The 13,092-nt window shown below is 59.1% G+C and carries 11 protein-coding genes; 4 read left to right on the forward strand and 7 right to left on the reverse strand.

Annotation, left to right across the window (positions count from 1 at the left end; genetic code table 11):
* Positions 1–14 precede the first annotated feature (14 nt).
* Both JZY08_RS05125 and dnaE read left to right on the forward strand, forming a co-directional pair.
* Entirely contained in the window at positions 15–698 is a 684-nt protein-coding gene (locus JZY08_RS05125) for an ABC transporter ATP-binding protein (protein ID WP_003496425.1), read from the forward strand.
* 485 nt (positions 699–1,183) lie between these two features.
* Entirely contained in the window at positions 1,184–4,684 is a 3,501-nt protein-coding gene (gene dnaE / locus JZY08_RS05130; protein ID WP_216331220.1) for a DNA polymerase III subunit alpha, read from the forward strand.
* Between the two features lie 21 nt (positions 4,685–4,705).
* Here the strand turns inward: dnaE and JZY08_RS05135 are convergent, their stop codons facing one another.
* The 3 genes from JZY08_RS05135 to JZY08_RS05145 all read right to left on the reverse strand — a co-directional run bounded on the left by JZY08_RS05135 (position 4,706) and on the right by JZY08_RS05145 (position 7,772).
* Positions 4,706–5,956 (reverse strand): L,D-transpeptidase family protein, encoded by a 1,251-nt coding sequence (locus JZY08_RS05135; protein WP_216331222.1) that lies wholly within the window; start codon positions 5,954–5,956, stop codon positions 4,706–4,708.
* Positions 5,957–6,109: 153 nt separating this feature from the next.
* Positions 6,110–7,393 (reverse strand): DNA polymerase IV, encoded by a 1,284-nt coding sequence (locus JZY08_RS05140; protein ID WP_216331224.1) that lies wholly within the window; start codon positions 7,391–7,393, stop codon positions 6,110–6,112.
* Positions 7,394–7,463: 70 nt separating this feature from the next.
* A complete protein-coding gene (locus JZY08_RS05145) occupies positions 7,464–7,772 on the reverse strand; it encodes a DUF3572 domain-containing protein (protein WP_216331225.1) in 309 nt (102 codons plus the stop codon).
* A gap of 131 nt (positions 7,773–7,903) precedes the next feature.
* On the opposite strand from JZY08_RS05145, the gene JZY08_RS05150 reads away from it, so the two are divergent.
* Together JZY08_RS05150 and JZY08_RS05155 are read left to right on the forward strand one after the other, a co-directional pair.
* Positions 7,904–8,275, forward strand: a complete 372-nt coding sequence (locus tag JZY08_RS05150; protein WP_003496409.1) for a response regulator — start codon at positions 7,904–7,906, stop codon at positions 8,273–8,275.
* Positions 8,276–8,293: 18 nt separating this feature from the next.
* A complete protein-coding gene (locus tag JZY08_RS05155; RefSeq protein WP_003496407.1) occupies positions 8,294–9,664 on the forward strand; it encodes a PleD family two-component system response regulator in 1,371 nt (456 codons plus the stop codon).
* An 816-nt stretch (positions 9,665–10,480) separates the two neighbouring features.
* Here JZY08_RS05155 and rpmG read toward each other — a convergent pair.
* The 4 genes from rpmG to JZY08_RS05175 all read right to left on the reverse strand — a co-directional run bounded on the left by rpmG (position 10,481) and on the right by JZY08_RS05175 (position 13,051).
* Complete coding sequence (gene rpmG, locus JZY08_RS05160) at positions 10,481–10,648, reverse strand: 50S ribosomal protein L33 (protein ID WP_003496403.1); 168 nt, start codon at positions 10,646–10,648, stop codon at positions 10,481–10,483.
* 89 nt (positions 10,649–10,737) lie between these two features.
* A complete protein-coding gene (locus JZY08_RS05165) occupies positions 10,738–11,901 on the reverse strand; it encodes an MFS transporter (RefSeq protein WP_003496401.1) in 1,164 nt (387 codons plus the stop codon).
* Between the two features lie 17 nt (positions 11,902–11,918).
* Positions 11,919–12,545, reverse strand: coding sequence for an NUDIX hydrolase (locus JZY08_RS05170; RefSeq protein ID WP_003496400.1), 627 nt, complete (start codon positions 12,543–12,545; stop codon positions 11,919–11,921).
* A 62-nt stretch (positions 12,546–12,607) separates the two neighbouring features.
* Positions 12,608–13,051 carry a DUF983 domain-containing protein gene (locus tag JZY08_RS05175; RefSeq protein ID WP_035242571.1) on the reverse strand — a complete coding sequence of 148 codons (444 nt, stop codon included), beginning with the start codon at positions 13,049–13,051 and terminating at the stop codon, positions 12,608–12,610.
* Between the last annotated feature and the right edge of the window lie 41 nt (positions 13,052–13,092).

Consider the following 13,092-nt stretch of genomic DNA (forward strand, 5'->3'; position numbering starts at 1 on the left):
GACCGCTTCGCAATATGGCAAAAAAAACAGTGCTGCGGCTTACCGGCGTCGAGAGGACTTATGGTCAGGGCGAGACGTCGCTTTCCATTCTGCGCAAGGCCGATTTTGAACTGAAGAGCGGCGAGATGGTGGCACTTGTCGCCCCCTCGGGAACCGGCAAATCCACGCTGCTGCATCTGGCGGGGCTTCTGGAACATCCCGATGCCGGCGAGGTCTTCATCAACGGTGCGCCCTGCAATGGGCTGGGCGACGAAACCCGCACGGCGATCCGCCGCAGCGACATCGGTTTCGTCTACCAGTTCCATCACCTGCTGCCGGAATTCTCGGCGGTGGAGAATGTGATGATGCCGCAGCTCATCGCCGGCTTGACGCAGGCTGAGGCCCGCAAGCGCGCCAGCGCGCTGCTCGACTACATGCGCGTCGGCCATCGCGGCGAACATCGCCCGGCGGAACTTTCCGGCGGTGAACAACAGCGTGTGGCCATTGCGCGCGCAGTCGCCAATGCACCGCTCCTGCTGCTTGCCGACGAGCCGACCGGCAACCTCGACCCCGAGACCGCGCATTATGTGTTCGATGCGCTGGAAGCGCTGGTGCGCCAGTCCGGTCTTGCAGCACTGATCGCCACCCATAATCACGATCTTGCCAACCGCATGGACCGTCGCGTGACGCTCGCCGAAGGGAAGATCGTCGATTTCTGATCGTCACTGCATAGGGCGATCATTGCGACGCCCGGTGCGATCCGTACCGAACCGGTGAGTCTCTTCACCCTGCGTCGGCCAGACTGTCGCTCGCTCTTCCACAACTGAATTTTTCCGAACCCGGAGGTGTTTTTTGCCTCCGGGTTTTTTGCTTTGGAGTCAGGGACTTGCCGACAACGCCAACGGAACCGCGGCCGATTCTCTCGCGTTAGCAAGAGGAACATCAGCAGAACCCTGTTGACAATGGAACGAAATGAGAACAAACTTGGAACATAACGAGTAAGGAGAGACCAATGACTGATTTCATCCGTGACGTTGCCGCTTTCGCTTCCATCGCTGTCTTCGTTGCCAGCTTTTCGGTGATCCTCACTGCCCTGTGAAGGACGCACCGGCGCAGAAGCCTGTATAGAGGCCGCAAGGCTGTGGACTTTGAGCGCCGGAAATCGGAAAATCGTCCCCTCGATTCAGAATGACAGGACGATGTTATGGGCGATACGGTTGTGCGTGGAGAAAACTCTGACGGAACGCTGAAAACGCCGGGTTTCGTCCATCTGCGGGTCCATTCCGCTTACTCCCTGCTTGAGGGGGCGCTACCCCTCAAGAAAATCATGTCCAAGGCCGTCGCGGACGGGCAGCCGGCCATTGCCATTACCGACACCAACAATCTTTTCGTTGCCCTGGAATTTTCCGAAAAGGCGCGCGATGAAGGTTTGCAGCCGATCATCGGCTGCCAGGTATCGATCGACATGCAGGATGCGGCGGATGATCGCCGCAACCATAACAGCCACCTCGCAAAACTTCCCGCCATCGTGCTTCTGGCGGCCGATGCTGAAGGTTACGAGCGGCTGGTGGATCTGATCAGCCGCGCTTATCTGGAAGGTGAGAGCGGCGGCCAGTCCGTGCACATTACCCGTGCGTGGCTGGAGGAGGCCTCCAATGCCGGTTTGATCGTGCTGACGGGCGCCTCGGGTGGTCCTGTTGATATGGCCCTGAAGGAAGGGCATGCATCCCAGGCAAAAGAACGTCTGATAACGCTGAAGTCGCTCTTCGGTGCCAGGCTTTACATCGAATTGCAGCGCCAGTCCGGTTATGACCGCGCCCATGAGCGGCGTATGATCGGGCTTGCTTACGAACACGATATTCCGCTTGTCGCCACCAATGAGGCGTTCTTTCCTTCAAAGGCCGATTACGAGGCGCATGATGCGTTGATGGCGGTGGCGCATAACGCCATCGTTTCCGATGACAGCCGGTTTCGCCTGACCCCCGACCATTATCTGAAAAGCCGCGAGGAAATGACGGCGCTGTTTGCCGACATTCCCGAGGCGCTGGAAAACACCATCGAGATTGCGCTCCGCTGCTCCTACGTGCTGAAAAAACGCGGGCCGATCCTGCCGCGTTTCACCGGCGCCAGCGACGATCCGGAGGCTGCGGAGCACGCCGAAACCGAGGAGTTGCGTCGACAGGCTGTCGAGGGGCTGGATCAGCGGCTCGCCGCGCTCGGCATGTCGCCCGGCTATACGGAGCAGGATTATCGCGAGAGACTGGATTTCGAGCTCGGCGTCATCTCGCGCATGAAATTCCCCGGTTACTTCCTCATCGTTGCCGACTTCATCAAATGGGCCAAGCAGCAGGATATTCCGGTCGGCCCCGGCCGCGGTTCGGGTGCCGGCTCGCTCGTTGCCTATGCACTCACCATCACCGACGTCGATCCCCTGCGCTTCTCGCTGCTGTTCGAACGCTTCCTCAATCCCGAACGCGTATCGATGCCCGACTTCGATATCGACTTCTGCCAGGATCGCCGCGAAGAGGTGATCCGTTACGTGCAGCGCAAATATGGCCGCGAGCAGGTGGCGCAGATCATCACCTTCGGTTCGCTGCAGGCGCGTGCGGCTTTGCGCGACGTTGGCCGCGTGCTGGAAATGCCCTATGGGCAGGTGGACAAGATCTGCAAACTCGTGCCCAACAACCCGGCCAATCCGACACCCTTGTCGAAAGCCATCGAGGAAGAACCGCGTCTGCAGGAAGAAGCGGACAAGGAACCGGTCGTCGCCCGTCTGCTTGATATCGCCCAGAAGATCGAAGGGCTTTACCGGCACGCATCCACCCATGCCGCCGGTATCGTCATCGGAGACCGGCCGCTATCGAAGCTCGTGCCGATGTATCGCGATCCGCGCTCCGACATGCCGGTCACCCAGTTCAACATGAAATGGGTGGAAAGCGCCGGCCTCGTCAAATTCGACTTCCTCGGCCTGAAGACGCTGACGGTGCTGAAGGTGGCCGTCGATTTTGTTGCCAAGCGCGGCATCAAGGTCGATCTTGCCGCAATTCCGCTGGATGACGCAAAAACCTACGAGATGTTGTCGCGCGGGGAGACCATCGGCGTGTTCCAGGTGGAAAGTGCCGGCATGCGCAAGGCGCTGATCGGCATGCGCCCGGACTGCATCGAGGATATCATCGCGCTGGTGGCGCTCTATCGTCCGGGACCGATGGAGAATATCCCGGTCTATAATGCCCGCAAGCATGGCGAGGAGGAGCTGGAGTCCATCCATCCAACCATCGACCATCTCTTGAAGGAAACGCAGGGCGTTATCGTCTATCAGGAACAGGTGATGCAGATCGCCCAGGTTCTCTCCGGTTACTCGCTCGGCGAGGCCGATCTTCTGCGCCGCGCCATGGGCAAGAAGATCAAGGAGGAGATGGACAAGCAGCGCGAACGTTTCGTTGATGGCGCCATCAAGAACGGCGTGTCGAAGCCGCAGGCCGACACCATCTTCGACCTTCTGGCGAAATTCGCCAATTACGGCTTCAACAAGAGCCACGCAGCCGCCTACGCCATCGTTTCCTATCAGACCGCCTATATGAAGGCGCATTATCCGGTGGAGTTCCTGGCGGCCTCCATGACGCTTGATATGGCGAATACGGATAAGCTCAACGATTTCCGGCAGGATGCCGGCCGCCTCGGCATCGAGATCGTCGCACCTTCCGTGCAAACCTCCTTCCGCCAGTTCGAGACGGGCGAAAACCGCATCTATTATTCGCTGGCCGCCATCAAGGGCGTGGGCGAGGGGGCGGTGGAGCACATCGTCACTGTTCGCGGCGACAAGCCGTTTACGAGCCTTGAGGATTTCTGCCTGCGGATCGATCCGAAGCAGATCAACCGGCGTGTGTTGGAAAGCCTCATCAATGCCGGCGGTTTCGATTGTTTCGGTCGCGACCGTGCCGAGATGATCGGCGGTCTGGACCGGATCATCGGTTATTCGCAGCGCGCGCAGGAAAGCCGTGTCACCGGCCAGTCGGACATGTTCGGCTCAGGCGGCGCAAGCGGTCCGGAAAAGCTCGTGCTGCCCGCCTTCCAGCCCTGGCTCGCTTCGGAAAAGCTGCTGCGCGAATATCAGGTACTCGGCTTTTACCTCACCGCCCATCCGCTCGATACCTATCGGCCGGTCCTGGAGAAATTGCGGGTACAGAATTTCGCCGATTTTTCAGCGGCGGTGAAGCAGGGCGCAACCGCCGGGCGTCTGGCCGGCACGGTCACGGGCAAGCAGGAGCGCAAGACCCGCACCGGCAACAAGATGGGAATCGTCACCTTCTCGGATGCGTCAGGGCAGTATGAGGCTGTGCTGTTTTCCGAAGGGCTCGGCCAGTTCCGTGATCTGCTAGAAGTGGGCAAATCGCTGGTCATCACTGTTCAGGCCGAAGAACGCCCGGAAGGCATCGGTCTTCGCATCCAGACGGCGCAATCGCTGGAGGAGAAATCCGTGCAGATGCAGAAGGCTCTGCGCGTTTACGTGCGCGATTCTGGCCCGCTGAAAACCGTCGCCCGGCACCTCAACACGAAGGGTGACGGATCAGTCTATTTTATCGTCATCAAGGATGAAGGCAGTCGCGAGATCGAGGTGGAACTGACGGAGAAATACCGCATTTCGCCGGAAATCGCCGCAGCACTTCGCTCCGCTCCCGGCATTGTTGATGTCGAGCTGGTGTGAGGCCTCAATCGCGCAGCCTGCTCAGACCGGCCCTTCCCTGGTCACGGTGATGAAGTCCGTTCCAGCACCTGTCTCCATCTGGTGACTGAGGTCGGAAACGGTGATCGAGCTGCCCGTTGAAAGCTCCTTTTCGATGCGGGCACGGATGTCGGCCGGTATGTCGAGGCGGCCGAGCACGGCGCTCAGCTGGTCGAAGCCGCCGGGAGCCTCGGTAACGGTAATGCCCAGCCGCTTGCGGGCAGCGGTGGGCAGATGGTTTTCCAGCGTCAAGCCGTTCCATTCGGCGGTGCCCCTCGCACGGTCCACCGAAACGGCCTCGAAGAAATGGGTTCCGAGCGCCACTTCAGGATCCTTGATGTCGATGGCGGCCTCGAACAACGGCTTGAAATCCTGCCGCACCATGATCTGGCCGCTCAGTGGATGGTCTTCACCGGCGGAAGCATAAAGCGCCGTTACGAAAGTATCCGTCAGAAGCGGTCCGGTGGTTTTCAGGCCTTTCCAGCGCTTGAACCCGTTAATGGCGCTGATCGTCATCTCTCCGGCATAACCATCCGCTGAACCAGCATCGAAACCAAGGCGGGTCAGCAAGGCCTGAATATCCATCACCTTTTCCCGCTCACCGCGCCGGGTGATGAGGATTCGCAGGGGCGAAGATTCCTTACCCTTTGCGGTCGTTTTGAGAGCCGGCTTGAGAGAATGCGTCTTTTCATTGACCGCGACCTCCACCGCACCCAGTGCGGCATCGAATGTCGCCGGGCGCAGCTCGACATCGGAGAGCAGCAGCTCGCCGTCATCGCCATCCTCGCGCGGCTCAAACAGCGCCGGATGCTGCACGAAGCGCAGCGAGACCGGCCGGTCGGTGATGATGACGTGCACGCCGCGTTGCGTGTCGCCGAAGAGTGACTTCGCGAATTTGGAGGGCAGGCGCACGCAGCCATGCGAGGCCGGATAATTCGGCACCTTACCTTCGTGGAGTGCTATGCCCGACCATGTCAGCCGCTGCATGAAGGGCATGGGGGCGGCCGAGTAGATATTGGATTCGTGGTATTTACGCTTTTCCAGAATGGAAAATATGCCGCTCGGCGTCTCATGTCCGGCCTTGCCGGTGGAGACTTTCGATGTGGCGATGATCTCGCCGTTTTCATAAAGCGCCAGCGACTGATCGTTTTTCGAAACGACGATCTGCAGGGACTTGCTGTCGGCGGCGAGCGCCGGAAAGGCAAGAATGCTGGCCGACAACATGCCGGTCAGAAAACATAGGCGAAGGGACATGACGCAATACACCACATGCACAAAACTTGCTTCACTCAACCACGCGAAGTTTAATGAAGTTTAAGGATGCGCCAGTTGCAGCATCACTAATTTGTGTAAAAGCTTAAATAAACGCGCGTCATTCGCTGAGAGCGGCACCGGCATGCGCAGGCCTCACTTTCGTGTGCCGAAAGTGTAGCCGGTCTCGACGCTGCCCTTGCCGAACTTGTCGCGCAGCTTGTCCATGGCCGCTTCCGCCGCTGCCCGGCGTTCAGCCTGTCTGTCGACGAGATCGGGAGGATCGGCAAGCCCTCCATCGCGCAGATCGCTGACGCCGATACCGATCAGCCGGAACTTGGTGCCGTCGGTTTCTTTTTCCAGCAGCGAAAGACCGGTGCGGAATATCCGGTCGGCAAGCTGGGTAGGGTCATCAAGCCTGCGGTTACGGGTGCGGCTCTTGAAGTCGGCCGTCTTCATTTTCAACACCACCGTCTGGCCTGAAATGCCGCTCTTCTTCAGCCGCCAGGCGACTTTTTCGGACAGCGAGCGCAGGATCGGGACGAGGTCATCGTGCCGGGAAATATCGTTGAAGAAAGTGGTCTCGGAAGACACGCTTTTGGCCGGGTCATTGTTGTGGACATGACGCTCGTCTATGCCGCGTGAGAGCCGGAAGAGCCGCTGCCCCATCACCCCGTAGCGGCGCATCAGATCGCCTTCCTCCATCTCCTGCAGCTGGCCCACCATGCGGATGCCGTCCGCCTCCAGCGTTGCCGCAAATGCCTTTCCCACGCCCCAGATGGTGGTGACGGGCCGCGTCGCCAGAAAGGAAAGCGCCTCGGCTTCGCCGATTACCGAAAAGCCGCGCGGCTTTTTGAGGTCGGAAGCGACCTTGGCCAGAAACTTGCAATAGGACAGGCCGGCCGAGACCGTCACGCCGACCTCTTTTTCCACCCGCTTGGCAAATTTCGCCAGCACGCGCGCTGGCGGATCATGATGCAGCCTTTCGGTTCCGGAAAGGTCAAGAAATGCCTCATCTATGGAAATCGGCTGCACGAGCGGCGTCAACTCCTGCATCATGGACCTGATTTCGCGCCCGACGCGGCTGTACTTTTCCATGTCCGGCTTGATGACCACCGCATCCGGGCAGGCTTCCAGCGCCTTGAACATCGGCATGGCGGAACGCACGCCCTGAATGCGGGCAATGTAGCATGCGGTGGAAACCACACCGCGCTTGCCACCGCCAACGATGACCGGCTTGTCGGCAAGTTCGGGATTGTCCCGTTTTTCGACGGAGGCGTAAAAGGCGTCGCAATCGATATGGGCGATGCTGAGATCATAGAGTTCGTCATGGTAGACGAGACGCGGGCTGCCGCAGGCGCGGCAACGCCTCATGCCCGCTGGCTGGCCCGCCAGACAGTCACGGCAAAAACCGGGATCATAGTGGTGCGACGTGGGCATGGACCGAAAACAAAACCAGAACGTTGCCGACCATACTCCGGTGGTGACCTTGGCTCAAGAGGTCGGCCTGTCAATACACGCCTGAATCCAGCCCAGGCCCGGAAAAATGGTGCCAGGCGGCAGCCACCGTTTCGGGAGAGGTACCCGTCGCGGCACAGAAGGCCATGAGGTCGGGCTCGTGGCTCATCAGAAAATCGGTGAGGCCCGCCAGAAAGCCGGGATCGTTGACGGCCTGGCGCAGCATGTTGGCCTGCAATCCGCTCAGCGCCAGAAAACGCGCCAGCATGTCCGGCTCGTTTGCCAGCCAGCCAAGTATGGCGGCCGCCGTTTCTTGCGGATCTTTGCCGGCATCGTCTTTGTTTTTTGGATCTCGCAGCATTTCTCTACCGAAGTTACCTATTTTGAAACCAAATCCATCTAGCCTTGCGCAACAAATGGACGATGGAATCGGTTCTCTGACACCCTATATGTCTGGATGAAGGTTTCAAAGCGAAACGGGGACTGCTCACCATGCCCAAGCAGGTCATGATAGTCGAAGATAACGAGCTGAACATGAAGCTCTTTCGCGACCTGATCGAGGCGTCTGGCTATACGACGATCCAGACACGCAACGGCATGGAAGCGCTGGACCTTGCCCGCAAGCACCGCCCGGACCTCATTCTCATGGATATTCAGCTGCCGGAGGTTTCCGGGCTGGAGGTGACCAAGTGGCTGAAGGAGGATGACGAGCTGCATGTCATTCCGGTCATCGCGGTCACTGCGTTTGCCATGAAGGGCGATGAGGAACGCATTCGTCAGGGCGGATGTGAGGCCTATGTGTCGAAGCCGATCTCCGTTCCGAAATTCATCGAAATCATCAAGACATATCTTGGCGATGCATAAGGCGACTGGGGAACTGTTATGACGGCGAGAGTTCTGGTTGTTGACGACATACCCGCAAACGTCAAGCTTCTCGAGGCGCGGCTTCTGGCGGAATATTTCGACGTCGTCACCGCCGAGGATGGCTTCAAGGCGCTGGCGATCTGCGACGAGGAACAGGTCGATATCATCCTGCTCGACATCATGATGCCGGGCATGGACGGTTTCGAGGTGTGCGAACGCCTGAAGGCCAACCCCAAAACGGCGCATATCCCGGTCGTCATGGTCACCGCGCTCGATCAGCCGTCAGACCGCGTGCGCGGCCTGAAAGCGGGCGCCGACGATTTTCTGACCAAACCGGTTAATGATCTTCAGCTGATCGCCCGTGTCAAAAGCCTGGTGCGCCTCAAGGCCGTCAGTGACGAATTGCGGATGCGCGCCGAAACGGCAAGGCAGATCGGCATCGAGGAGATGCTGCGCAGCGATGGCCTTATGCAGACGCCAGGCCGTGTGCTCGTCGCGGATGGCCGTGCCAGCTCGCAGGAGCGCATTGTCAGGGCGCTGAAGCCGGTTGCCGAGGTCGATGCCGTCACCGAGCCGCAGGCGGCACTGCTGAAGGCAGCGAGCAACCCCTTCGAACTCGTCATCGTCAATTCCAATTTCGAAGACTACGATCCGCTGCGACTGTGCTCGCAGCTTCGCTCTCTGGAGCGCACCCGTTTTCTGCCGCTGCTTCTGGTGGCGGAGCAGGGGGCGGACGATATGGTTTCGCGCGCACTCGATCTCGGTGTGAACGATTACATTCTCCGCCCGATCGATCCCAACGAACTTGTCGCCCGGTCGCTCACGCAGATCAGGCGCAAGCGCTATAACGAGCATCTGCGGCTCAATCTCCAGCATACGATGGAACTTGCCATCGTCGACGGGCTGACAGGTCTTAATAATCGCCGTTATCTCGACAGTCACCTCAGGATACTTTTCGACCGTGCCGCCGTTCGTGGCCGCCCGATCTCCATCTGCATGACCGACATAGACCGTTTCAAGCTGGTCAACGATACCTATGGCCATGATGTTGGTGACGAAGTCCTGCGGGAGTTTTCAGCGCGTATCCGCAGCACGGTGCGCGGCGCCGATCTCGCCTGCCGTTATGGCGGGGAAGAATTCGTGGTCGTCATGCCGGATACGCCGATGGAGCTGGCGGCAAGCGTTGCCGAGCGCCTGCGGGCAATCGTCGAGGACAAGCCTTTTTACGTGCGTTCCATCGACCGCGAACTGAGCATCACTGCTTCACTTGGCATCGCCACCAGTAAAGGTGCCTTCGGCACACCTGACGAACTCTTGAAACAGGCCGACAGGGCGCTCTACGAAGCAAAGGGCGCCGGACGCAACCGGGTTGTGGCAGCTGCGGCCTGACGCCCCCCAAACTCCACTTTACGTGGAGAATTCATGCGCCTTTTTTCTTGTGCTGCGTACTGGCAATAGCCGCATAACGAATTTTAGGGGGGACTCGATAGGTCCCAAGCCCCTGACGCGGCCTGTATTTTATCTTCTTGCAATGAAGGCGTGAAAGTAAGCAGGGTTAATAGAGTTCAAGTTGAAAAATACGTTGAATTCAATCTCTCAGGGAACTATAGTGTGCCAGCTTGGTATATTTAACCATGTTTTCCAAGTGATGTATCTCTGGCTTAAGAATTTGTTGATTTTTATTTTACTTCTGCGCACACTCCCTATTGAGAGTAACAGTTCTTCCGGCGGGTTTTCCGTCTTGTGATGATGGAATGATGGCGGTTGACACCGCCGCGAATTCGCTCGTCAGGGGCTGGTATTGCGTAGTTCGAATGCCCCATGATGCTCAGGTCCGCCGCATCTCCTGAATCGTGGGGTCGGTCGGCTGACGATGTCCGAATCGGTTCCTCGTGCCGTAATCACATCGTTGGCCGACCGCCTTATCCCTCAAAATCCGTCTGCCTGTAACGCGCCTTTAGCGGAGTGTTCTCTTACGCTGCATTCGGGCGACGGAAGCGTTCGCGACACAGAGGGCTTCTGGCACTCATCGCGCGTCACCTTGTGGTCTCGTCATCGGCTTGGCTTGGAATGGCGGGGAAGGGGCCTTCGGCACATCCTCCCCTGCGATGTCCGTACGAATAAGAGTGTGTCTGGATTTGCCCCAGCGCACAAACAAAAAACGCGCCCGTTGGGCGCGCTTTTGCCGGAGAACCCGATCAAGAATTACTTGATCTTGGTTTCCTTGAATTCAACGTGCTTGCGTACAACCGGGTCGTACTTCGTCTTCGTCATCTTGTCCGTGAACGTACGGCTGTTCTTGGTGGTGACGTAGAAGGTACCGGTGTCGGCTGTCGACAGCAGCTTGATCTTGATTGTTGTAGCTTTCGCCATGGTCGTCCTGCCTTTAAACAAAAGAGAAGCCGCAGGCGCTTCTCACCTCGGCTAAATCTGGCGCGAAACTACGTATCGCGCCTGAAAAGTCAAGTCTGTTTTGCCCGGAAAACAAAACGGAAGGCATAAAGCACCACGTAAAGCCCGAAAAACACGGCGAGCGCCCAGGCGAAGCCATCGGTGCCGGCGACATCCATGGAAATGCCCACGGCCTGTGGTCCTGCTATCGTGCCCATGGCGTAACAGAAGATGAAGGCGGCATTGGCGGCCACGAGATCTGCACCTTTCAGGCGCGATCCGAGGTGCGTGAGGCCGACGGTATACATGCCGGATACGAGGCCGCCCCAGAACAGCAGCAGAGCCGCCACGAGGATCCAGCTGTCCACCAGCAGGGGAAGCGCCAACGTGCCGCAAACGCCCGCAAAGGCCATCAGCGCGAGCATCGTGCGCCGGTCCTTCATCCGGTCCGAAAGCAGGCCGATCGGTATCTGGAAGACCATGTTGCCGATGCCCATCACGGTCAGCAGAAGTGCGGCCTGTGATTCGTTGAAGCCTTCACGCGTCGCATAGATCGGAAAGAGCGACAGGCCGCCCGCCTGCACCGAGCCGAAGACAAAAGCCGCAGCGGACGCCATCGGCACCAGCCAGACATAACGGATGAAATGGTGGTTGGGCCGCTCGTCCAGCTCCGGGCTCTCGCCGCGCGCCAGATAGATCGGGATCGCCGCCAGCAGGATGATCGCCGCGCCGACCAGAAACGGCAGGATGCCCTCGCTGCCGACCACGGAAAACAACAGCGGGCCGACAGCAAAGCCGACCGCAAGTCCGGTAGCGTAGATGCCGAGAACCATGCCGCGTTTTTTCGGCGGCGCTGTCATGTTGATCCAGTATTCGGAAAGGATGAACAGCGTGGTGGTTGCGCCATGGAAGACGATTCGCAGCGGAAACCACATCCAGAAGGCGTCGGCGAAATAGAAACAGAGCGCACTCAGGGCCGAAACGACGACCGCAAACAGCATCGTTCGCGCCACGCCGAAATCATGGGCGATCTTGGTCGTCACCGGCGCGGCCATCATCGCGGCGACGCCGGCCATCGCCGAATTCACGCCGATCATGGTGGAGGAGATGCCACGCTTCTCGAGGATGATCGACAGGAGCGGCAGGCCAAGACCGATGGCGACACCGACCGCACTGATGGCGGAAATCGCGGCGATCAGTGAGGGCCAGTGAATGGCATCCGCTTCGCATTTCATTTGTGACATAACGGCCTTTATACAAACTCTTGAATGAATCGGCCGTGGCGCGTGAAATAGAGCCGCGCGGGGCTGTCAAAGGGCAGTGAGGGATCACCTATCATGAGTTTTGTGACATCTTCGAGAACCGTGCGCGTGATTTTCGGCATGTTCAGACCGGAAAGGTCATTCATGTCAAGCCATTGCACATTGTGCAACTCGTCGGAATCTCGGGTTAGCCGGGTATCCAGCCGCAATTCGTCGGCATAACAGCAAAAAAATCGGGTGTCATAACGCCTGATATTGCCGGGCGGGGTGATGGCGCGCGCCACATATCGGAAACAGGAAAGATCCGGGCCGCCCGTATCGAGCCCGATGTCCACGCCGGTTTCCTCGACAAGTTCGCGGGCGGCGGCAAGCGCCAGTGCTCTTGCCCCGGCAATGCTCAGACGGCGCGCCGCAGAGACTGTCAGGCTGTTGATGACAGCGGGATGCAGGTCGCTTGAGAAGGGCAGGGCGTGGTCGCGCGGATCGCGTTTGCCGCCGGGAAACACGTAAGCGCCCGGCATGAAGACATGGGCGCTGCTGCGCTGGCCCATCAGCACCCGGAGGGCTGGGCCGGAACGGTCGAACAGAATGATGGAGGCGGCATCGCGCGGACGCATCGGTGTGCTCGCCGCTCCGGTATTCGTGGGACGCTGGGGCACGTGAAAGTTCCCGCCCGCGGTCAGTGGGAGGAGCCGTCTATCTGCGCTTTTGGCTGCTTTCCGTCAAAGCCGTGCATCTTAAGCGCCCATTGCAGGCCGATGACGCCACCCTTGATCGGCTGCAGCGTCAAAAGGGCAGCGAGAATGGTGATCGGCACCCAGATGGCGAAATGCACCCACATGGGAACGGAAAAAACCATGTCCGTCATCATGAAACCGCCGACGGCGATATGGCCGATGATGACGATGGAGATGTAGGGCGGCAAATCATCGGAACGGTGGTGATGCATTTCCTCACCACAGGCCGCGCAATTATCCACCGGCTTCAGGAAAGCGCGAAACAGGCGGCCGCTGCCGCAGGCCGGGCAGCGGTTCGCCATACCCCGCATGATGGAGCGTCCAAGCGGCCGCTCCGCACTGTTGTCGCCGAAGGTGACCGTTTCCGAGCTCTGATGTGCACTCATCCTTAAGTCCTTCTCCCGTTTCCTTCTACCGCCTGTCGCGG

The sequence above is a fragment of the Rhizobium sp. X9 genome (genome assembly GCF_018873185.1).
Classification (GTDB): Bacteria; Pseudomonadota; Alphaproteobacteria; order Rhizobiales; family Rhizobiaceae; genus Agrobacterium; species Agrobacterium oryzihabitans.